The organism is Streptomyces longwoodensis (assembly GCF_001514125.1).
Lineage (GTDB): Bacteria > Actinomycetota > Actinomycetes > Streptomycetales > Streptomycetaceae > Streptomyces > Streptomyces longwoodensis.
This window is the reverse complement of sequence record NZ_KQ948550.1, coordinates 850,699-870,257: the sequence shown is the minus strand read 5'-3', so window position 1 is coordinate 870,257 and position 19,559 is coordinate 850,699. Positions and strand designations below refer to the sequence as shown.

Genomic DNA, 19,559 nt, shown 5'->3' with positions numbered 1-19,559 from the left:
CCTGATCGGCTTCGCCCGGCCGGTCGACGAGCTGGGCGACACCCTCAAGGCGCAGCACGACCTGCTGATGGCCAACCTGTTCGCGCAGGGCCAGGCCCTCGCGTTCGGCAAGACGGCCGACGAGGTCCGCGCCGAGGGCGTGGCCGAGGAGCAGGTCGCCCACCGCACCTTCAAGGGCAACCACCCGACCACGACGATCCTGGCCACCGCGCTGACCCCGTCGGTGCTCGGCCAGCTCATCGCGCTGTACGAGCACAAGGTGTTCGTCCAGGGCGCGATCTGGAACATCGACTCCTTCGACCAGTGGGGCGTGGAACTGGGCAAGGTCCTCGCCAAGCGCGTCGAACCCGCCCTCACCGAGGGCGCCGACGTCCCCGGCCTGGACGCCTCCACCGCCGCCCTCGTGGCCGCCTACCGCGAACTCAGGAAGTGATCACGGACATGCAGCTCGGACTGATCGGTCTCGGCAAGATGGGCGGCAACATGCGCGAGCGGATCCGCCGCGCGGGCCACACCGTCATCGGCTACGACCGCAACCCCGACGTCTCCGACGTGGCGAGCCTCGCCGAACTCGTCGACAAGCTCGAAGCGCCCCGCACCGTCTGGGTGATGGTGCCGGCCGGCGCCGCCACCCAGTCCGTCGTCGACGAGCTCGGCGGCCTGCTGGAGAGCGGCGACACGGTCGTCGACGGCGGCAACTCCCGCTGGACGGACGACGAGAAGCACGCCGCGGAGCTCGGCGCCCGGGGCATCGGCTTCGTCGACGCGGGCGTCTCCGGCGGTGTGTGGGGCCTGAAGAACGGCTACGCCCTGATGGTCGGTGGCGAGAAGGAGCACGTCGACCGGCTCCAGCCGATCTTCGACGCGCTCAAGCCGGAGGGCCCCTACGGCTACGTCCACGCGGGCAAGGTCGGCGCGGGCCACTTCTCCAAGATGGTCCACAACGGCATCGAGTACGCGATGATGCAGGCCTACGCCGAGGGCTGGGAGCTGCTGGAGAAGATCGGCTCGGTGGACAACGTCCGCGAGGTGTTCCGCTCCTGGCAGGAGGGCACCGTCATCCGGTCCTGGCTGCTCGACCTCGCGGTCAACGCCCTGGACGACGACGAGCACCTCGACCGGCTGCGCGGTTACGCCGAGGACTCCGGCGAGGGTCGCTGGACGGTGGAGGCCGCCATCGACAACGCCGTGCCGCTGCCCGCGATCACGGCCTCGCTCTTCGCGCGGTTCGCCTCCCGCCAGGAGGACTCCCCGCAGATGAAGATGGTCGCCGCGCTGCGCAACCAGTTCGGCGGCCACGCCGTCGAGTCGGCGAAGGAGTAGGACCACCGTGGGGGACCCCGTCGGGGTCCCCCACGTCAACGCGCGCATCTCGCGCGGGCGTTGACAGGCGCGGCCCGGCCGGGTCGGATGGCCGCTGATGGAGAGCGACGAGCTGACCCCGGCCGAGCGGCGCGTCCGTGCCGCGTTCGCCACGGGCACACCGGTGGACCTGCGGGACTCCCCCGACGACGACCCCTTGCGCGACGGCCCGCTGTGGGGACCGGAGCGCACCGTGCGCGGCGAGGTGCTGCGCGCCCTGCTGCTGGACGCCCCGCCCCCGGGCGGCGGGATCCCGGCGCTGGACCTCGCGGGCGCCCGCGTCACCGGCCGGCTCGACCTGCAGTACGCGACGGTCGAGCACCCGGTCCGGCTGCGGCACTGCCACTTCGCCGAGCCGCCGCGCTGCTACGCCGCCCGGCTGCGCGAACTCAACCTCAGCGAGTCCGCGCTGCCGGGCCTCGTCGCCCACGCCGCGCACGTCGAGGGCGTGCTGCGGCTGACCCGGGCCCACTGCACCGGGGTCGTACGGCTCGGCGGAGTGCACGTCGGCGGCAGCCTCTACCTGGAGGGCGCGCGGGTCCTCGCACCCGACGCCGAGGAGCCGGTGCTCCAGCTCAACCAGGCGGTGATCGGCGCCGACGTGTGGGCGCCCGGGCTGCGCACCCACGGGTGGGTGCGGCTGAGCGGCGCCACGGTCGCCGGGTCCGTCAACCTGACCGACGCCCGGCTGACCGGCACCGGGGAGGCCGCCGTGGACGCGGAGGGCCTCACGGTCGAGGGGCAGTGGCTGCTGCGGTCCGCCGAGGTGCGCGGCTGGCTGGGGCTGCGCGGCGCCCGGATCGCGGGCCGCCTGGACCTGTCGTACTGCCGTCTGGTCAACCCCGGCGGGCCGGGGCTGCGGGCCGGCAGTGCCACGCTCGGTGAGCTGTGGCTGCGCAAGGCCCCGCCGATGGAGGGCACCCTGAACCTGCGCCGGGCGCGGATCGGGATGCTGCTGCTGGAGCCGGGGTCGGTGCCCGCCGAGGTGATGGTGGCGGACCTCTCCTACGGCTCCCTCGCGCCGCACGAGCCCGCCGGGCGCCGACTGCCCCTGCTGGCCCGGGACCGCGACGGGTACATCCCGCAGGCGTACGAGGAGCTGACGGCCGCGTACCGCCGGATCGGCGACGACCGCGCCGCGCGGCTCGTGCAGCTGGCCAAGCAGCGCCGGCACCGCTCCACCCTGCCCTGGTACGGGCGGCTGTGGGGGCACGTCCAGGACGCGACCGTCGGCTACGGCTTCCGGCCGCTGCGGGCGCTGGGCTGGCTGCTGTCGCTGCTCGCGGTCGGCTCGGTCGCGTTCGCCGCGCACCACCCGCCGCCCCTGAAGGCGGGTGAGGCACCGCCGTTCAACCCGGTGTTCTTCACGCTGGACCTGCTGCTGCCGGTGATCTCCTTCGGCCAGGAGGGCGCCTTCGCCCCGGCCGGCGGGTACCAGTGGCTGTCGTACGTCCTCGTCCTCACCGGCTGGATCCTCGCCACGACGGTCGTCGCGGGCGTGACCCGCGCGGTCAGCCGCCCCTGACCGCGTCCGTCCGGCTCAGCCCGCGCCCGCCGCGCCGTCCAGCAGGGGCGCGAGTTCCGCCACCACCGTCGTCAGGGCCCGGCTGTCCTGTTCGGCGCGGGCGATGAGGATCGCGCCCTCCAGGGCGCTGATCATGAGCGTGGCCAGGGAGGCGGCGCGGGCGGCGGGGACGCCCATGTCGGTCAGGGCCGCGGCGACCGGAGCCGTCCACGTGGCGAACGCCGTGGCCGCGGCCCGGCGGGTGTCCGCGTCCGTGGCCGCGCACTCCACGGTCGCGGCGGCCACCGGGCAGCCCGTGCCGTACCCGCCGGCCTCGTACTCCTCGGTCCACTGCCGGACCATCGCCGCGAACAGCCCCGAGGGGGTGGGCGTCCCGGTGCGGGACAGCTCGGCCAGGAAGCGGGCGACGCGGTTGCCGGCGTACCGTCCGGCCCAGTCGACCGCCTCTCCCACCAACTGCCGCTTGCCGCCGGGGAAGTAGTGCTGGAGCGAGCCGCGGGGGGCGCCGGCGTGCTCGGCGACCTCCCGCATGCCGGTCGCGGCGACGCCGTCGCGCCGGATGAGCTGGGCGGCACTGAAGACCATCCGCTCGCGCGGTCCGCGTTCCGACGACCCGGGCATGTGACCTCCTCGTGCTCGCGCCCACCCTATGACCGGCGTCATAGGGCGCGCTACTATGACAGCCGTCATAGCGGCCCGGCAGCCAAGCGTCCCGGGCGCCCGGAGCGGAAGGCGGACCCGCCGTGCACGTCGGTTTCCTCGGTCTCGGTGTGATGGGCACCCCCATGGCCCTGCGGTTCGCCCACGCCGGCACCCCCCTGCTGGTGTGGAACCGGACCCCCGCCCGCGCCGAACCCCTGCGCGCGGCCGGCGCCGAGGTGGCGGCCGACTCCGCCGAGGTGTTCGCGCGCACGGAGGTGGCGTTCCTGATGCTGGCCGACGAGGTCGCCGTGGACGCCGTACTGGCCCGTGGCACGGCGGACTTCGCCGGGCGGGTGCGGGGGCGGACCGTCGTCCACATGGGCACCACCTCGCCCGAGTACTCCCGCGCGCTGGCCGCCGACGTCCACGCGGCCGGGGGGAGGTACGTCGAGGCCCCCGTCTCCGGCTCCCGGGTGCCCGCGCAGCAGGGGCAGCTGGTCGCGATGCTGGCCGGCGACGAGGACGCGGTCGCGGCCGTGCGGCCGCTGCTCGCGCCGCTGTGCCGGGAGACGTTCACGTGCGGGCCGGCCCCCGGCGCGCTGCTGATGAAGCTCGCGGTGAACCTGTTCCTGATCACCCAGGTCACCGGCCTCACCGAGGCGTTCCACTTCGCGGACCGGCAGGGCCTGGACCGCGGGCTCTTCCTGGACGTCCTGGACGCGGGCCCGATGGCCAGCGCGGTCTCCCGGATGAAGGCGCCCAAGCTGCTGCACGGCGACTTCGCGGTGCAGGCGGCCGCCCTGGACGTGCTGAAGAACAACCGCCTGATCGCCGAGTCCGCCCGCGCCGCCCGCCTCGCCTCCCCGCTCCTGGACACCTGCCACGCCCTGTTCGAGGAGACGGTGGAGCTGGGCCACGGTGACGCGGACATGGTGGCCGTCCTGCACGCCCTGGAGGCCCGTACCGCCGGGGCGCGCCCCTGACCGGGGGCCCGGTTCAGCCCTGGTGCGCGCCCCTCGGGATGCCGTACGCCCGCTCGACGCGCAGCCGGACCACCAGGCGGCGGTCGCGGACCATCGCGGCCCGGTAGTCGTCCCAGTCCGGGTGCTCGCCGAGGACGTCCCGGTACAGCCGGATCAGCTCCTCCACCGTGTCGTCGTAGGGGTCCCGGGCCACGGGCGAGAGGTCCGCGGTGCCCTCGGCGACCGTGTAGGCGCGGTGGTCGGGCGCGGAGACGTGGTACGACGCGCGGGGGTCCCGGCGCAGGTTGCGCGTCTTGGCCCGGTCGTCGGTCACGGAGATCCGCAGCACCCCCTCGTCCGGATAGTAGTGGTGGGTCACGTTCGACAACTGCGGCCGCCCGTCGCGCTTGAGGGTGACCAGTACGCCGTTGCGCCCGTCGGAGAGCAGCGCGAGCAGTGCGTGGTGCGTCGTGTCCTGGGTCATGTGGGGAGAACCCGCGCGGCGGCGGCGCGCATTCCTGCCGGGACGCGACACCCGGGCGGAGAAAGGAGTAGACAGTGTCTACGCACCCCTGGTAGACACTGTCCACATGACCGGACCGGAACAGGGACTCCGTGCGCGACTCGTCGACGCCGGGGTGGAGCTGGTGGACCGTGAGGGCCTCGGGGCGCTGTCCCTGCGGGAGATCGCCCGGCGCGCCGGTGTCTCGCACGGGGCGCCGCGCCGCCACTTCCCCACCCACCTGGACCTGCTGTCGGCCGTCGCGCGCCGCGGGTTCGCCGACCTCGCGGCCCGTGCCGACGAGGTGCCGGACACGGGGTCGCCCCGCGCCCGTGTCGCTCAACTGGCCCGCGTCTACCTCGACTTCGCGCTCACCCGGCCCGGCATGTACGAGCTGATGTTCCGTCACGACCTGCTGGAGAGCGGCCGACTGGGGCTGCGGGAGACCAGCCTGCCCCTGTTCGCCGTGCTCGTGGACCTGGTGGGCGCGGTCCGCCCGGGCGCCGACGCGCGCACCACCGCCGCCGCCCTGTGGGCCAACCTGCACGGCCTCGCCCAGCTGTGGCGCTGGGGCAGCCTGTCGCTGGCCACCGGGGCCGACGACGTCTCCGGCCTGCTCGGGGCGCTGCTGGACGCCCACCTCGGGCCGGAGGCCCCGGCGTGAGGCCCGCCGTCACCCTGGCGGCGAGCATCGCGGGGGCCGTGGTCGTCGCCCTGGACGGCACCGTCCTCACCGTGGCCCAGCCCACCCTGCAACGCGACCTGCACGCGTCCGTCGCGGGGGTCCAGTGGACCAGTACCGGCTATCTCGTCGCCGTGGCGGGCCTGCTGGTGTTCGCCGGGCGGCTCGGGGACCGGTACGGGCACCGGCTCACGTTCGCCGTCGGGATGCTCGGCTTCGGCGCCGCGTCGGCGGGCGTGGCGGTGGCACCCGGCATCGGCTGGGTGATCGCCCTGCGCGTCGTCCAGGGGGTGTTCGGGGCGCTGTTGCAGCCGGCGACGCTGGGCATGCTGCGGACCGCGTTCCCGCCGGACCGGCTGCGCGGTCCGCTCGCCGCGCGCACGGCCGCCATCGGCGTGGCCGCCGCGGCCGGTCCGGTGCTGGGCGGGGCCCTGGCCACCGGGTCCGGCTGGCGGGCGGTGTTCCTCGTCAACGTCGTCCCGGCCCTGCTGTTCGGCGGGCTCGCGCTCGCCCGTGCGCCGCGCGACGCCAGGCCGCGCGTCGCGCTGGACCTGCCGGGCGCGCTGCTGCTGGCGGCTTCCCTGGCCGGTGCGGCGCACACCCTGGTGACCCTGCCGGCCGCCGGCTGGTCGGTGCCGGGCGGGCTGGTCGCGGCGGCCGCCGTCCTCGCCGGGGTCGCGTTCGTCCGGCACGAGCGCCGGGCGCCGCGCCCGCTGGTACCCGCCGACGTGGTCGGCGTTCCGGCCGTACGGGCCGCGCTCGGCGTCCTGGTCGCCGTGTCGGCCGCCCTGAACGGCGCCCTGTTCGCCTGCGTCTACGTCCTCCAGCGCGACCTGGGCCTCACGCCGCTGCGCTGCGCGCTGGTCAGCCTGCCGCTCCCGGCGCTGCTGATCGCGGCCGCTCCGGCGAGCGCCGTGCTGCTGCGCCGGGCGGGGGCGCGGCGTACCACCGCGACCGCCGTCGGGGTGCTGGCGCTGGGGGTCCTGCTGCTGTCCCGCGCTCCCGGACCTGCCGTGTTCGCCGCCGGGTTCGCGCTGGTCGGCGCCGGGTTCGGCACGGTGATGGTGACGGCCACGCACGTCGTCGTACGGCAGTCCCCCGCCGCGTCGGCCGGGGTGGCGGGCGGGCTCCAGCAGACGGCGATGAACGCCGGTCCGGTGCTGGGTGTGGCGGCGGCGAGCGTGCTGATGGACCTCGGCGACGCCCGTCCGCCCCTCGCGGTGCTGGCCCTCGGCGCGGCGGCCGCCCTGCCCCTGGCCCGCGCCCTGCCCGGACCGGGCGGGCCCGTCGTCGCCGACCCGGCCGGACCGCCCCGCACCACGCCCCCGGCCGAAACGATTCCGCCGCGGCGATCACTGCGCCACGATGACGTCTGAGGGGCGTCCGTGCGGGGTACGACGGACCGCACCTCGAGGAACGGACCGGAGGAGAACGATGGCACGTCTGCGGCAAGAGGTGGACCCGAACGAGGCGGGGCTGGACGAGAAGGCGCTGGACCGCCTTGACCGGCACCTCGCCCAGGAGGTCGACGAGGGCCGGCTGCCCGGCTTCCTGGTGGCCGTCGCGCGCGGCGGCCGCGTCGCCCACCTCACCACGCACGGACACCGTGACGTCGCCGCGGGGCTGCCGGTGGAGCCGGACACCCTGTGGCGGATCTACTCCATGACCAAGCCCGTCACCACCGTCGCCGCGCTGACCCTGGTCGAGGAGGGCCGGCTCTCGCTGGACGAACCGGTCGCCGACCACCTGCCCGCCTTCGCCGAGCCGCGCGTGTACGTCGGCGGCTCGGGAGCCGACCTGGTGACCCGCCCGGCCGACGGACCGGTCCTGGTCCGCCACCTGCTCACCCACACCGCGGGCCTGACCTTCGCCTTCTACCACTGCCACCCGGTGGACGCGCTGTACCGGGAGGCCGGCCTGGACTCCTCGGTCGCGCCCGGCGAGGACCTGGCCGGCACGGTCGACGTGTACGCCTCGCTGCCCCTGCAGTTCGAGCCGGGCACCCAGTGGAACTACTCGGTCGCCACCAACGTCCTCGGCCGGCTCCTGGAGGTGGTGGCGGGGCAGCCGCTGGACGACGTGATCGCCGAGCGGGTGCTGCGCCCGCTCGGCATGACCGACGCCGGGTTCTGGGTCGACGACGCGCGGGCGGACCGGCTGTCGGAGCTGTACGGCGAGACCGAGGACGGCGGCATCGCGCCGGTCGCGGGGCTGCCCCTGCGCGACGGCCGGCCGCGCTTCCTGTCCGGCAGCGGCGGCCTGGTGGCGAGCGCCCACGACGTGCACCGCTTCATGGAACTCCTGCGGCGGCGCGGGGAGGTGGACGGGGTGCGGCTGCTGTCGCCGGACACGGTCGACCTGATGACCCGCAACCACCTTCCGGACGGTGCCGACCTCCGGTCCTTCGGCAGCCGCCCGGCCCACGACGAGCCCGGCAACGACGGCGTCGGCTTCGGCCTCGGCGTCTCCGTGGTGACCGACCCGTCCCGCACCCGGGCCCCGGCCGGGCTCGGCACCTACGGCTGGAGCGGCGTGGCGACCACCACCTTCTGGGTCGACCCGACCCGCGACCTCACGGTCCAGTTCATGACCCAGGTCCGCCCCCGCTCCTCCCACCCGCTCTACCAGGACCTCAAGCGCCTGGTCCACGAGGCGGTCGTCGACTGAGACCCGGGACGCCACCCGCGCCGTGCCGGGCCCGCGCCCGCCTAGGGGGTGTCTTGTCGATCAGGCCGGTGGCTCACTGCTCCCCGCCGTCCGCGGTGCGGAGCTGGAAGTCGACGACCACGCAGCCGACCTGTCCGTCGTCGGTGCGGCCGATCCAGACGGGGTAGGACCCGTCGCCGTGTCCGGAACGGAAGGCGATGAGGTTCGGCCCGGGTGGCGGGCCCGGCAGTTCGACGCTGAAACGGCTGCCGCCGTCGAGGGCCGCGAAGACGTCCTCGTCCAGCCGGTCCTCGTCCACCGTCCGGGTCGCGTCCAGGAAGGCCACCGTGCCGGTGTCCACGCCGACCCCGTAGAACTGGTCCTCGCCGAGCAGCCCCAGGTCCTCACCCGGTCCGAGGGCCATCTCCCACGCGCGGGGCGGTGCGTCCAGGAACGTCACCCTGGCCGCGGCGACACCGACCGTGCGGGCCGTGCGCAGGAGCGACAGCGTCACCGGGAACTCGCCCGGAGGCACGGCGACGGTCCGCGGGTCGCTGATCCAGCCGGGGTCCGAGACGACCAGTCGTCCCGACGTGATCCGCAGCAGCCCGGCGTCGGCGGGTTCGACCTCGGCCGGCCCGTCGGGAGTGGCACACGTACCCGGAGTGAACAACTGCTCGATGCCGGTGGCGCGCAGCGGTCCCGATCCTTCGTCCACCGATACGTCGTTCAGGACGACGGTGGCCGTGGCGGCCTCGTGCCCCTGCTGGGCGAGGAACGGCGCGAACACCTGCCAGTCGCCGAACTCCGGTGCGGGACACAGGAAGTCCTCGACGGGCGCCGCGAACCGCCGCACCTCGGCAGAGGCGGACTCGGACCTCACCTCGACCTGTCCGTCGGCCGAGACGGTCGTGGTCTCCTGCACGTCCCACTTCTCGTACGCGTACTCCTGCTCGCCGGGGAACTGCCACCGGACGCTCCGGCGAGCGAGCAGCGCCCCCGTGCCGTGCGGCGTGAAGTCGATCATCTGCGTGCGCCAGGACCTGTCGTCGAACAGGTACAGGCGCCACATCCGGCGCGGCCAGAATTCGATCAGGGCCAGCGGTCGCTCCCCCGCGGACAGCAGCACCGCGTAGTCGACGCCGGCAGCATGCTTGCGTGCCGCGAGCGCGCGCGACATCGGCTCCGGATGGGTCGGTCCCCGATCGGAACCCCACAACTCGCCGTACGACACATCGAGACCGTCGAAGATCACAGCCGCGCTTCTCCCCCCCGTGGCACCAGCCACCCCCGAGCAGTGGCGCTCGACGGGTGGCCCCTGTCGCACGACCTGCTCCTCCACAACCTGGTCGCGCCGCAGTCTGCCACCGGGGTGTGACAACGGGGACGGAGCGACCGGCCTACTCGCTCCCGTGACCACCGCCTCAACCGGACGCGAGCCTGCTCCAGCACCGCTTCGACGAGGCTGGAGCAGGCGGCAGGGGGCCCGCCCGGCGCGTGGGGCCGGGCGGGGCGGTCAGGACCAGTGGGCCACCGCGTCCAGGTGGGGCAGGTGGTGGTCCATGCGCTCGCGCTTGGTGCGCAGGTAGGTGATGTTGTTCTCGCACGGCGGGATCAGCAGCGGCACCGTCTCCGTGACCTGGATGCCCTGGTCGGTGAGCGCCTCGCGCTTGCGGGGGTTGTTCGACATCAGCCGCACCGAGCGCACGCCCAGGTCGCGCAGGATCTCCGCGGCCACGCCGTAGTCGCGGGCGTCCACCGGCAGGCCCAGCGCCAGGTTCGCCTCCACCGTGTCCAGGCCCTCCGCCTGCAGGGCCATCGCGCGCAGCTTGGCGAGCAGCCCTATCCCCCGGCCCTCGTGGCCGCGCAGGTACACGACGATGCCGCTGCCCTCCGCGACGACCGCCCGCAGCGCGGCGGCGAGTTGGTCGCCGCACTCGCAGTGCTGCGAACCGAAGGCGTCCCCGGTGAGGCACTCGGAGTGCAGCCGGATGAGCACGTCCTCGCTGCCGATGTCCCCGTACACCAGGGCGACTTGTTCGTCACCGCGGTCGTGGTCCAGGTAGCCGACCGCCTGGAATTTCCCGTACACGGTCGGCAGCGGGGCGCTGACCACCCGTTCCGCGCCGGTGCGCTGGGGTGCCTTCGTGCCGAGTACGCCGATTTTTTCTGTCATGATCTGGTTCCTAAGCGTCAGACGGAGGGCCGGGAAGAGATGAGTGGTTCGCGGATACGGTCGGTGGCGTACGGTCCGCTGCCGGCGGACACCACCGAGGACGTGCGGGCGCTCGGGGCGGGCGCGGCACCGCGGGTCGCGGTCCTGCCCGTCGGCAGCTTCGAGCAGCACGGCCCGTACCTGCCGCTCGCCACCGACACCCTCGTCGCCTGCGCCGTCGCCGGGGAGATCGCCGGAGCGTACCCGGTGCACCTCCTTCCGCCCGTGACCATCGCCTGCTCCCACGAGCACGCGGCCTGGCCGGGAACCGTCAGCATCTCCTCCGTGACCCTTCACGCGGTGGTACGGGACATCGCGGCGTCGTTGCGCCGCTCGGGCGTTGAGGCCCTGGTCGTGGTCAACGGGCACGGCGGGAACTACGTGCTCGGCAACGTCGTCCAGGAGGCTTCCGCCCGCGGCGAGCGGATGGCGCTGTTCCCGGCCCCGGAGGACTGGGAGACGGCGCGGGAGCGGGCCGGCGTGGTCACGTCCCTGCTCACCGACATGCACGCCGGGGAGATAGAGACGTCGATCCTGCTGCACGCCCACCCCGAGGTGGTCCGGCCCGGGTACGAGTCCGCCGACTTCGTCGCGGACGACCGCCGCCACCTGCTCACCACGGGAATGTCCGCCTATACCGATTCGGGCGTCATCGGCCGTCCTTCCCTGGGGTCCGCGGACAAGGGGAAGGACATCCTGGCGAGCCTGGCGGATTCCTTCGGTGCGTATTTCACGCTGTTGACCGACGGGGCGGACTCCGCGGGCGAGCGCGGATAGCCGGCCTCGGGGCCGTGGTCGGGGACCGGGCCCGGAACGGCCGCGGGAGTCACCTCGTGCCGGGGGCCGGCCGTCGCGGCCGGCCGTGTCCGCAGGCCCGCGTACCAGCGGGCGGCCAGGACGACGGCGCCCGGCAGCGCGGCCACGAAGCTCAGCACGCCGTACACGACCGCCACCGACAGCCCGGTGCCCGCACCGAGCCCGGCCGCGCCGAACGCCCAGGCGGTGACGCCCTCTCGGGGCCCGAAACCGCCGACGTTCAGCGGGACGCCCATCGCGAGCAGCGCGAGCACGGCCATCGGCAGCAGCGACAGCACCGGGGCGCCGGACCCGGCGACCCGGGCCGCGACCACGAACACCGCGACGTGCCCGGCCAGGACGACCAGGGACGACAGCGCGACGCCCGGCCCGTTGCGGCGGGACAGCAGGCCCTCGCGCGCCTCGGCGAGCGCCGCCCGCAGCCGCCGGCCCCCGGTGGGCGCGGACGCGGCACGGTTCATGCGCAGGGCGAGCAGCACGGCGAGCGCTCCGACGCCGGCCAGGGCGGCGAGCGGGACGACGTGCCGGACGTCCTCCCTGACCGGTGACGGCACGGTCAGCAGCACCGCCGCGCCCACGACGGCCAGGGCGATCTGCCCCGCGGCGCGCTCCAGGACGACGGTGCGCACCCCGCGGCCCACGTCGCCCTCGCTCTGCCCGTGCCGCACGGCCCGGTGGACGTCGCCGAGGATGCCGCCGGGCAGTGCCGCGTTGAGGAACAGCGCCCGGTAGTAGTCGGCGACGGCCGCGCCGAGCGGCAGCCGGATGCGCAGCCCGCGCGCCACCAGCGCCCAGCGCCAGGCGCTGAACACCGTCGTCACCAGCCCGATCCCGAGCCCCAGGAGCAGGGCCGTCGCGTCGACGCGCTCCAGCCCGTCCAGGAACACGCCGGTGCCCATGCGCCACAGCAGCACGGCCATGATGGCGACACCGGTGACCGTGCCGAGGTGACGGCGCAGGACGGGCAGGACCGTGGGACGTGCCGCCGGGGCCGCCCCCCGCGGGTCCCCCGGGTGCGTCTCCGAAGTCGCCCCCGGCAGCGGCGTGTTGCGCGTGGCCGTGGTCATCGGTGGCCGCCCGTCGGGCGGGGCAGGGCGAGCAGGTCGCTGTGGTGGACGGTGACGTGGAGGTCGCCCGCGGCACACGCGGCCAGGCGGGCGGCGAGGTAGCGCTCGGCGCGGGCGGCGAGTTCGGGGCGCTGCTCGACGGCGGCGCCGACCCAGCCGCGCAGCCACTGCGCCGTCAGGGCCGCCTCGGCGGGGCCGAGCCGCCAGGGACTCGGCTGGATCTTCACTGTCGCGCCCCGGTCGGCGAACGCCTCGGCGGCCACGGTGACCGCGTCCGGGCCGAGCAGCCCGTCCCGCCGCTGGTGCGCGTTGAACGCCGCGGCGATCTCCTCGTCCAGCGGGTCGGCCGGGGTCAGTTCGACACGGCCGGCGACCGAGAGGGTGAGCAGGGCCGGGCACCCGGCGCCCGCACAGGCGGCGGCGAGGGTCTCGACCTCCTCGCGGGTGAGGACGTCCAGCAGGGCCGAGGCGGTCACCAGGGACGCGCCGGCCAGCGCGTCCGGGGTCAGCCGGGCGACGTCGCCGCGCCGGGTCTCCACGGTGACCCGGCTGCCGTCGGCGGCGGCGCGCGGGGAGGCCACGGCGGCGAAGTGCAGCAGGTAGGGGTCGCGGTCGTGCAGCACCCAGTGCTGGGCGCCGTCCAGGCGCGGGGCGAGCCAGCGGCCCATCGAGCCCGTGCCGCAGCCCAGGTCGTGCACGACGGCCCCGCCGGGGCGGCCGGGCAGGTTGGCGAGCCGGATGCGCAGCGGGTCCAGCAGGTCCAGGGCGCGCGCGGAGGCGTCGGCGCCCTCGCGCAGCTGGAGCCACTCGGGCGCGTAGCGCGGCGGCTCGTCGGAACCGGCCTCGCGCAGCCGCACGGTGGGCCGTTCGGGACCGGCGACGGGGCCGGCCCCCGGGATCACGGACCCCGGGTCGGTGGACCGGTCCGGTGCCGCCGCGGACTCCGGGGCCGTCCGGCCGGTCGCTGCCGTCGTCGTCGTACGTCGGCCGGTCCGCGCGTCCGACACCGCCGTGGGCCCCGGGCCGGTCGGCCCGTCGGGCGTCACCGTGGGTCCCGGGCCGGTCGGCCCGTCCGGCGTCACCGCGGACCCCGGGTGCGTGTGCCCGTCCTGTGTCACCGCGTCCACCTCCGTCAGGTTCTCGGCGCCGCGCGGCCCGGGCTGCGACGGTATGCGCCCGCCTCCCGCTCGTCGCGCGAGGTCCGCCGGGGTCGCCGTCGTCCTCCTCATGCGGCCCTCCGGGGTTCGCCGGGGAGCCGGCCGAGGACGCCGGCCAGGCTGCGGGCGGTGGACGCCCAGCCGTTCAGGGCCGAGCGGCGGCCGCGGGCGGCCGCCTTGAGCCGGCGCCGTACGTCGGGTTCGCCGAACCAGCCACGCAGTTCCGCCGCCAGCGCCGCCGGGTCCTCCGGAGGGACCAGAATGCCGGGGACGCCCCCGTCGGGGGCCCGGCCGACCGCCTCGGGCAGCCCTCCGACGTCGGTGGCGAGCACGGGGATGCCGCGCGCCAGGGCCTCGGTGACGGCCATGCCGTACGTCTCGGCGTAGGAGGTCAGGACCATCAGGTCGGCGGACGCGTAGCTGGCGTCGAGGTCGGCGCCGGACCGGGGGCCCGCGAGGTGCAGCCGGTCGGTGAGGCCGTGCCCGTCGATCAGCCGCCGCAGGTGGGCGACGTACTCCGGGTCCTGGTCGAGGCCGCCGACGCACACGCAGCTCCACGGCAGGTCGCGCACCGCGGCCAGCGCCTCGACCAGCCGGTGCTGCCCCTTGCGCGGGGTCACGGCGGCCACGCACAGCAGGCGGGAGACGCCGTCGGTGCCGGGGGCGAGGGGCGCGATGTCGGCGCCGGGGGCGGCGACGTGGACGCGGTCGGGGGCCAGGCCGTGGTGGGAGACCAGACGGCGGACCGCCCAGTCGCTGGTGCCGACGACCGCGGGCACCGCGCGCAGCACGGTCCGCTCGCGGGCGTCGAGGTCGGCGGCGACCTCGGGCGCGAGGCCCGTCTCGTCGCCGAGCGGCAGGTGGACGAGGACCGCGAGGCGCAGCCGTGCGGCCTCGGGGACGACGACCTCCGGGACGCCGCAGGCGACCAGTCCGTCGAGCAGGACGGCCGTGCCGTCGGGCAGGTCGGCGAGCGTGCGGGCGAGCGCGGCGCGGGCGTCGGCGCCGGGGCGGGGCCAGTCGCCGTCCACGAGGTGGCTGCGCACCTGCCAGCCGAAGCCGGGCAGGTCGAGGCAGACGCGTCGGTCGTAGGCGTTGCCGCCGCTCGGCCGGGACGGGTCGGCGACGCCGCCCGGCATCACGAAGTGCACGGTGCGCAGGGACATGGGGATGATCCCCCCGTTCGTCGGGGCGGCGGCCGGCTGGGCGGGGACGTAGTCCAGCCGCTTCGGCGCGTGCAGGGCGGTCTCGGTCACAGGGCACGCTCGTAACTCGCCCACGCGACGTGCGATTCGTGGAGCGTGACGCTCAGGCCCGCGATGCCCCGGGCGCCCTCGCCCAGCGCGCCCCGGTGGATGCGCTCGGCGAGCCGGTCGGCGATGACCTTGGCCAGGAACTCGGTGGACGTGTTGACCCCGGCGAAGTCGGGCTCGTTGTCCAGGTTGCGGTAGTTGAGGTCGCTGACGACCGCGCCGAGTTCCTGGGTGGCCAGGCCGATGTCGACGACGATGTTGTCGGCGTCCAGCTGTTCCCGGCGGAAGGTGGCGTCCACGAGGAACGTCGCTCCGTGCAGGCGCTGCGCGGGTCCGAAGACCTCGCCGCGGAAGCTGTGGGCGATCATGATGTGATCGCGGACGGTGACACTGAACAACGGACGACCCTCCAGGTGCGGCGCGTCTGGTCCGCCGGCCATCACCGCCGGCGGATGCCGTGTAGTACGGCTCATCGCTTCCCCGTGTTCAGCCGCTCCGCACTCTTTTCTCAGGTCAGGCGGTGCGGCGTCGCCCGGGGTCAGGCGTCGGACGGGTAGCGCACGCGGTGGCAGAGCGCGGGGATCTCCCCCGAGGCCAGCCTCGGCAGGACCGCGGGCAGGTCCTCGAAGGCGGACTCGCCGGTGACGAGGGCGTCCAGCGCCGGGTCGGCGAGCAGGTCCAGGGCGAGGGCGAGCCGGTCGGCGTAGCTGCGGCGCGCGCGGGCCGGGGAGACGGTGCCGACCTGGCTGCTGCGCACGGTCAGCCGCCGCGAGTGGAACGCCTCGCCGAGCGGCAGGCTCACCCTGCGGTCGCCGTACCAGCTCAGTTCGACGACGGTGCCCTCGGCGGCGAGCAGTTCCAGTGAGCGGGCCAGGCCCTGTTCGGTGGCGCTGGCGTGCACGACGAGGTCGCACTCGCCGCGGGCGTCCCCGGGCAGCGCGAAGTCCACGCCGAGGGCCTCGGCGGTCTTCGCGCGGGACGGGTCGGCGTCCACCAACTGCGTGCGTACACCGGGGAAACGGGCGAGCAGCGCGGCCACCGAGCAGCCGACCATGCCGCCGCCGACCACCGCGATCCGGTCGCCGACCAGCGGGGCCGCGTCCCAGAGCGCGTTGACGGCGGTCTCCACGGTGCCGGCCAGCACGGCCCGTGCGGCGGGCACGGCGTCCGGTACGACGGTGACGGCGTCGGCGGGGACGACGTACCGCGTCTGGTGCGGGTACAGGCAGAACACCGTGCGCCCGACGAGGGCGGCGGGCCCCTCCTCGACGACGCCGACGCTGAGGTAGCCGTACTTCACCGGGGCCGGGAAGTCGCCCTCCTGGAAGGGCGCCCGCATCACGGAGCGCTGGTTCTCGGGCACCCCGCCGCGGAAGACGAGGGTCTCGGTGCCGCGGCTGACCCCCGAGTACAGGGTGCGCACCAGCACCTCACCCTCGCCGGGGGCGGCGAGCCGGGTGTCACGGATCTCCCCCACGCCCGGCGCGGCGACCCAGAACGCGCGTGCGCTGCGCTTCATCCACGTCCTCCTGAACGATCTCCTGAACGATCGGCGACGTCTCCACGTACCGAGGTGTGCACAGGCCGCGCACAGTACGCGGCGCTGATCGACTTGTCACACGGCCGGAGGGTGTGCGGTGGCCCTGAACAACACTTACGACGCGAGGCTGGTCCAGCAGGAGACCGCTGTGGGAGCGGGCGTGCAGATCCTGTTGCTGGCCCTGCTCGGCTCGGCGACCGGCCTGGGGATCGCCGGCTGGCTGGCCGGGCTGGCCTTCGCGGTGGCCGGGTGGGCGGTGCTCTCGCGGGCGCTGCACCGTGCCCGGCTGCGCTCCTTCGGCCCCGCCAACCGGGTCACCCTCGGCCGGGCCACCCTGGTCGGCGGGGTGACGGCGCTGGTCGCGGACTCCTTCACGGGCCGCCCGCCGGTGGCGCTGCTGGTGGTCCTCACCGCGGTCGCGCTGGTCCTCGACGGCGTGGACGGCAAGGTCGCGCGCCGCACCGGCACCTCGACCGCGCTGGGCGCCCGCTTCGACATGGAGGTCGACGCGTTCCTGATCCTGGTGCTCAGCGTGTACGTCTCCACGCAGTTGGGCCCGTGGGTGCTGCTGATCGGCGGGATGCGGTACGCGTTCGTCGCCGCGGCGCGGCTCGCGCCCTGGCTCAACGGGCCGCTGCCCCCGTCCGTGGCCCGCAAGACGGTCGCCGCGCTCCAGGGCATCTGCCTGCTGCTGGCCGGCTCGCACCTGCTGCCCCACGCCGTGGACTTCGCGATCGTGCTGCTCGCCCTGGGCTCCCTGCTGTGGTCGTTCGGCCGGGACGTGCTGGGGCTGTGGCGCACCTCGCGGGTGGCGCGGCGGGTGCCGGTGGCGCGGATGCGCGAACTGGTGCCGGCGGCCCGGTGAGGCGGTTTTCCGGCCGTCGGCCGGCTCAGGCGAGGAAGCGCTCGACGGTCGCGGTGAACGCCGCCGGATCGTCCAGCCACGGGTGGTGGGACGCCCCTTCCTGGACGACCAGTTCGGCCGCGGGGAACAGTCCGGCGACCTCGGCCATGGCGGCGGGCGGCGCGGCGACGTCGGTCTCCCCGGCCAGGACCAGGACGGGCGCGGTGAAGCGGGTGAGCGCGGCGCGGGTCGCCTCCGGTGCGAAGGCGCCCTCGCCGGCGAAGACGGGGATCGCGTCGTGGTTCTTCTCCACGGCGTCGGCGGCCTGCAACGCCTGCGCAACGGCGTCCCAACGGCCGTACCAGAAGGGCCCGATGGTCTCCCACGCGTCCGGGGCCGCCCGCCCCTGGGTGATGCCCTCCAGCGCGCCGTAGGCCACGTCGAACCAGGGCTCCCCCTTGCGCAGCCGGGCCGCGGCGAGCCGGTCCTCCGGTGCGATGTCGACGCCGACCGCCATGACGCTAGGCGTCACCAGCACCAGCCGCGCGACCCGCTCGGGGTGCCGTTCGGCGTAGCGCACCGCGAGGTTGGCCCCGGCGGAGTGCCCCAGCAGGTCGACCCGTTCGGCGCCGAGCGCCCGGCGCAGCGCCTCCACGTCGTCCACGAGCCGGTCGCACCGGTACGACGACGGGTCCCGGGGCAGGTCCGACTCCCCCGTCCCCCGCAGGTCGAGCCGCACGAGCGGCCGCCGCGCGGCCAGTCCCCCGAGGTCACCCAGGTAGGAGGAGGCCCGCATGGGCCCGCCGGGGAGACAGACGAGCGGCGTCGCACCCGCGCCCTCCCCCGCGTCTCCCAGGAGGTGGTAGGTGAGCCGGGTGCCGTCGGGGGTGGTGAAGGTGGGCATGGGGGGAGGGTGGCAGCGGCGGGGCGGGGCGGGCAACTGGGTTTGGCGGGAGGCCTCTTACTGACACGGGCGCGGTACTACCCTTCTCCCTCGGGGGATGAGGTGAGGACGATCACGGCTGATTGCGCCGGGCACGGCCGGACGTCGACTGACGGGTCCGTCGGCTTTCGTGCGGCGGAACGCCCCCCAACGGCCTTTCGACGTGCCTCAAGGCACCCCGGGCCCAGGGCCACGGTCCTGAGCACCCCGTTCACAGCCCGCTTCGACGACAGGAGTTCCCGAACCATGAGCACTCCCCAAGACCCGCCGCCGGCTGACCTGTTGCCCTCCGCATACGAACTCGCGGCGTGGCAGTCCATCCAGCAGTACAAGGGCCGCCCGATGTCCCGAGCGATGAGCAACGCCGGCGAGCACGTGGCCAGGGGCGCCACCGGGTTCGGCAAGCGCGTCGCGAAGCAGTTGGAGAAGCATCCCCGGGCCCAGTCGGCGGTAGCGCGGGGCCAGGACATGGTCGCCAAGGGCGCCCATAAGGTGGGCACGACGGCGCGCGGAGCCGCGGACGCCCTGCCGGACTGGAGCGGCACGGCTGTCCAGTCCGTACGACAGACCCTGGGGCGGGTCTCGCGAGCGGGACTCTCCGCCCCTCGCGTACTGGCGCTCCACCAGAAGCGCGGGCACGAGGTCGAGTCTCTCGACGAGCTGCGCCGACTCGACCTCGAACAGGTCGACGCCGTCCGTGGGCGGAAGGCGAGCTGGTACTACCCGGCCGCGGCTGCGCTCTCGGGAGCGGGTGCGGGCCTTGTGATTTCAGGAGGAGAACTCGTCCTCGCTGCCTCGGCAGGTGCCACCGCAGCACCTTCCGGAGGCGCGATCGCCGGCGCCTTCGCTGCCGACACCGCAGCCGTGATCGGACTCGCGTCGCGTGCCGTCGGCCAGATCTCGCTGTTCTACGGCTACGACCCGGAAGAACCCGCCGAGAAACTCTTCGTGATGTCCGTCATCAACGTCGGCACGGCGAGTTCGGCCACTGCCAAGAACGCCGCGATGGCCGACATCTCGCGTCTCACCCAGGCCCTCTTCCGCGGCAAGACCTGGGAGGTCCTCGGTGACTCGGTGGTCACCAAGGTCTCCAAGGAATTCGCGAAGGCCTTCGGCTTCCGTCTCACCAAAAAGGGTCTCGGGAAGGCCGTACCGGCCTTCGGGATCGTCGTGGGCAGCACCCTCAACTGGGCCACGCTCGAGGGAATAGTCGATGCCGCCGACATGGCGTACCGGCGCAGGTTCCTCCTGGAGAAGTACCCGCACCTCGCCGATGGTGAGGCATCCGGACCGATCACCGACGAAGACTCGGACGTTCCGGGCGACGCCGATGAGGAGATCAGTGTGCTCGGCGAGCTGGCCGAGGCGGGCGGCCCCGATCTCCGCTGACGGCCCGGCGTTCC

The 19,559-nt window shown here is 74.7% G+C and carries 18 protein-coding genes and 2 pseudogenes; 10 read left to right on the top strand and 10 right to left on the bottom strand.

Features of this window, described 5'->3' with window-relative positions; translation table 11 throughout:
• From AQJ30_RS39255 to AQJ30_RS08665, 3 genes and pseudogenes are all read left to right on the top strand, one after another.
• A pseudogene (locus tag AQJ30_RS39255) lies at window positions 1-433 on the top strand (glucose-6-phosphate isomerase); the annotation flags it as partial.
• A gap of 8 nt (window positions 434-441) precedes the next feature.
• On the top strand, window positions 442-1,323 hold the full coding sequence (gnd, locus tag AQJ30_RS08670) for a phosphogluconate dehydrogenase (NAD(+)-dependent, decarboxylating) (RefSeq protein WP_067231044.1): 882 nt from the start codon (window positions 442-444) through the stop codon (window positions 1,321-1,323).
• 97 nt (window positions 1,324-1,420) lie between these two features.
• A complete protein-coding gene (locus tag AQJ30_RS08665; protein WP_067230663.1) occupies window positions 1,421-2,887 on the top strand; it encodes a membrane-associated oxidoreductase in 1,467 nt (488 codons plus the stop codon).
• A gap of 15 nt (window positions 2,888-2,902) precedes the next feature.
• Here AQJ30_RS08665 and AQJ30_RS08660 read toward each other — a convergent pair whose 3' ends face one another.
• Window positions 2,903-3,508, bottom strand: a complete 606-nt coding sequence (locus AQJ30_RS08660) for a TetR/AcrR family transcriptional regulator (protein WP_067230661.1) — start codon at window positions 3,506-3,508, stop codon at window positions 2,903-2,905.
• 122 nt (window positions 3,509-3,630) lie between these two features.
• Between AQJ30_RS08660 and AQJ30_RS08655 the strand changes: the two genes are divergently transcribed.
• Window positions 3,631-4,512, top strand: a complete 882-nt coding sequence (locus AQJ30_RS08655; protein ID WP_067230659.1) for an NAD(P)-dependent oxidoreductase — start codon at window positions 3,631-3,633, stop codon at window positions 4,510-4,512.
• A gap of 13 nt (window positions 4,513-4,525) precedes the next feature.
• Here AQJ30_RS08655 and AQJ30_RS08650 read toward each other — a convergent pair whose 3' ends face one another.
• Window positions 4,526-4,975 carry a PPOX class F420-dependent oxidoreductase gene (locus AQJ30_RS08650; RefSeq protein WP_067230656.1) on the bottom strand — a complete coding sequence of 150 codons (450 nt, stop codon included), beginning with the start codon at window positions 4,973-4,975 and terminating at the stop codon, window positions 4,526-4,528.
• A gap of 106 nt (window positions 4,976-5,081) precedes the next feature.
• On the opposite strand from AQJ30_RS08650, the gene AQJ30_RS08645 reads away from it, so the two are divergent.
• From AQJ30_RS08645 to AQJ30_RS08635, 3 genes are read left to right on the top strand one after another with little or no spacing between them, the layout of a single operon-like run.
• Complete coding sequence (locus AQJ30_RS08645; RefSeq protein WP_067230653.1) at window positions 5,082-5,657, top strand: TetR/AcrR family transcriptional regulator; 576 nt, start codon at window positions 5,082-5,084, stop codon at window positions 5,655-5,657.
• Window positions 5,654-7,051, top strand: a complete 1,398-nt coding sequence (locus tag AQJ30_RS08640) for an MFS transporter (RefSeq protein ID WP_067230651.1) — start codon at window positions 5,654-5,656, stop codon at window positions 7,049-7,051. The genes AQJ30_RS08645 and AQJ30_RS08640 overlap by 4 nt, the downstream gene beginning before the upstream one ends.
• A 58-nt stretch (window positions 7,052-7,109) precedes the next feature.
• A complete protein-coding gene (locus tag AQJ30_RS08635; protein ID WP_067230648.1) occupies window positions 7,110-8,342 on the top strand; it encodes a serine hydrolase domain-containing protein in 1,233 nt (410 codons plus the stop codon).
• 73 nt (window positions 8,343-8,415) lie between these two features.
• Here the strand turns inward: AQJ30_RS08635 and AQJ30_RS08630 are convergent, their stop codons facing one another.
• Together AQJ30_RS08630 and ribA are read right to left on the bottom strand one after the other, a co-directional pair.
• Window positions 8,416-9,576, bottom strand: coding sequence for a DUF4241 domain-containing protein (locus AQJ30_RS08630; protein WP_159052311.1), 1,161 nt, complete (start codon window positions 9,574-9,576; stop codon window positions 8,416-8,418).
• A gap of 261 nt (window positions 9,577-9,837) precedes the next feature.
• Window positions 9,838-10,497, bottom strand: coding sequence for a GTP cyclohydrolase II (gene ribA / locus AQJ30_RS08625; RefSeq protein ID WP_067230643.1), 660 nt, complete (start codon window positions 10,495-10,497; stop codon window positions 9,838-9,840).
• Window positions 10,498-10,536: 39 nt separating this feature from the next.
• Between ribA and AQJ30_RS08620 the strand changes: the two genes are divergently transcribed.
• Complete coding sequence (locus tag AQJ30_RS08620) at window positions 10,537-11,313, top strand: creatininase family protein (RefSeq protein WP_067230640.1); 777 nt, start codon at window positions 10,537-10,539, stop codon at window positions 11,311-11,313.
• 191 nt (window positions 11,314-11,504) lie between these two features.
• On the opposite strand, the pseudogene AQJ30_RS39250 reads toward AQJ30_RS08620, so the two are convergent.
• From AQJ30_RS39250 to AQJ30_RS08600, 5 genes and pseudogenes are all read right to left on the bottom strand, one after another.
• A pseudogene (locus AQJ30_RS39250) lies at window positions 11,505-12,251 on the bottom strand (lysylphosphatidylglycerol synthase domain-containing protein); the annotation flags it as partial.
• Window positions 12,252-12,415: 164 nt separating this feature from the next.
• Window positions 12,416-13,321, bottom strand: a complete 906-nt coding sequence (locus tag AQJ30_RS08615) for a methyltransferase domain-containing protein (protein ID WP_067231041.1) — start codon at window positions 13,319-13,321, stop codon at window positions 12,416-12,418.
• A gap of 323 nt (window positions 13,322-13,644) precedes the next feature.
• On the bottom strand, window positions 13,645-14,832 hold the full coding sequence (locus tag AQJ30_RS08610) for a glycosyltransferase family 4 protein (RefSeq protein WP_067230637.1): 1,188 nt from the start codon (window positions 14,830-14,832) through the stop codon (window positions 13,645-13,647).
• The gene (locus tag AQJ30_RS08605; protein ID WP_067230635.1) at window positions 14,829-15,227 is read right to left on the bottom strand and encodes a 6-pyruvoyl trahydropterin synthase family protein; all 399 of its coding nucleotides are present in this window, start codon (window positions 15,225-15,227) and stop codon (window positions 14,829-14,831) included. Before AQJ30_RS08605 ends, AQJ30_RS08610 begins: the two co-directional genes overlap by 4 nt.
• A gap of 140 nt (window positions 15,228-15,367) precedes the next feature.
• Window positions 15,368-16,348, bottom strand: a complete 981-nt coding sequence (locus AQJ30_RS08600; RefSeq protein WP_067230632.1) for a zinc-dependent alcohol dehydrogenase — start codon at window positions 16,346-16,348, stop codon at window positions 15,368-15,370.
• 118 nt (window positions 16,349-16,466) lie between these two features.
• On the opposite strand from AQJ30_RS08600, the gene AQJ30_RS08595 reads away from it, so the two are divergent.
• Window positions 16,467-17,234 carry a CDP-alcohol phosphatidyltransferase family protein gene (locus AQJ30_RS08595; RefSeq protein ID WP_067230629.1) on the top strand — a complete coding sequence of 256 codons (768 nt, stop codon included), beginning with the start codon at window positions 16,467-16,469 and terminating at the stop codon, window positions 17,232-17,234.
• Window positions 17,235-17,259: 25 nt separating this feature from the next.
• Here the strand turns inward: AQJ30_RS08595 and AQJ30_RS08590 are convergent, their stop codons facing one another.
• Window positions 17,260-18,117 (bottom strand): alpha/beta fold hydrolase, encoded by an 858-nt coding sequence (locus tag AQJ30_RS08590; protein WP_067230627.1) that lies wholly within the window; start codon window positions 18,115-18,117, stop codon window positions 17,260-17,262.
• Between the two features lie 285 nt (window positions 18,118-18,402).
• Between AQJ30_RS08590 and AQJ30_RS08585 the strand changes: the two genes are divergently transcribed.
• A complete protein-coding gene (locus AQJ30_RS08585) occupies window positions 18,403-19,545 on the top strand; it encodes an EcsC family protein (RefSeq protein ID WP_067230624.1) in 1,143 nt (380 codons plus the stop codon).
• Window positions 19,546-19,559 lie beyond the last annotated feature (14 nt).

Coding starts and splice junctions, on each gene's coding strand:
- gnd (WP_067231044.1), top strand. CDS start 442: ATGCAGCTCGGACTGATCGGTCTCGGCAAGATGGGCGGCAACATGCGC.
- AQJ30_RS08665 (WP_067230663.1), top strand. CDS start 1,421: ATGGAGAGCGACGAGCTGACCCCGGCCGAGCGGCGCGTCCGTGCCGCG.
- AQJ30_RS08660 (WP_067230661.1), bottom strand. CDS start 3,508: ATGCCCGGGTCGTCGGAACGCGGACCGCGCGAGCGGATGGTCTTCAGT.
- AQJ30_RS08650 (WP_067230656.1), bottom strand. CDS start 4,975: ATGACCCAGGACACGACGCACCACGCACTGCTCGCGCTGCTCTCCGAC.
- AQJ30_RS08645 (WP_067230653.1), top strand. CDS start 5,082: ATGACCGGACCGGAACAGGGACTCCGTGCGCGACTCGTCGACGCCGGG.
- AQJ30_RS08635 (WP_067230648.1), top strand. CDS start 7,110: ATGGCACGTCTGCGGCAAGAGGTGGACCCGAACGAGGCGGGGCTGGAC.
- ribA (WP_067230643.1), bottom strand. CDS start 10,497: ATGACAGAAAAAATCGGCGTACTCGGCACGAAGGCACCCCAGCGCACC.
- AQJ30_RS08620 (WP_067230640.1), top strand. CDS start 10,537: ATGAGTGGTTCGCGGATACGGTCGGTGGCGTACGGTCCGCTGCCGGCG.
- AQJ30_RS08600 (WP_067230632.1), bottom strand. CDS start 16,348: ATGAAGCGCAGCGCACGCGCGTTCTGGGTCGCCGCGCCGGGCGTGGGG.
- AQJ30_RS08590 (WP_067230627.1), bottom strand. CDS start 18,117: ATGCCCACCTTCACCACCCCCGACGGCACCCGGCTCACCTACCACCTC.
- AQJ30_RS08585 (WP_067230624.1), top strand. CDS start 18,403: ATGAGCACTCCCCAAGACCCGCCGCCGGCTGACCTGTTGCCCTCCGCA.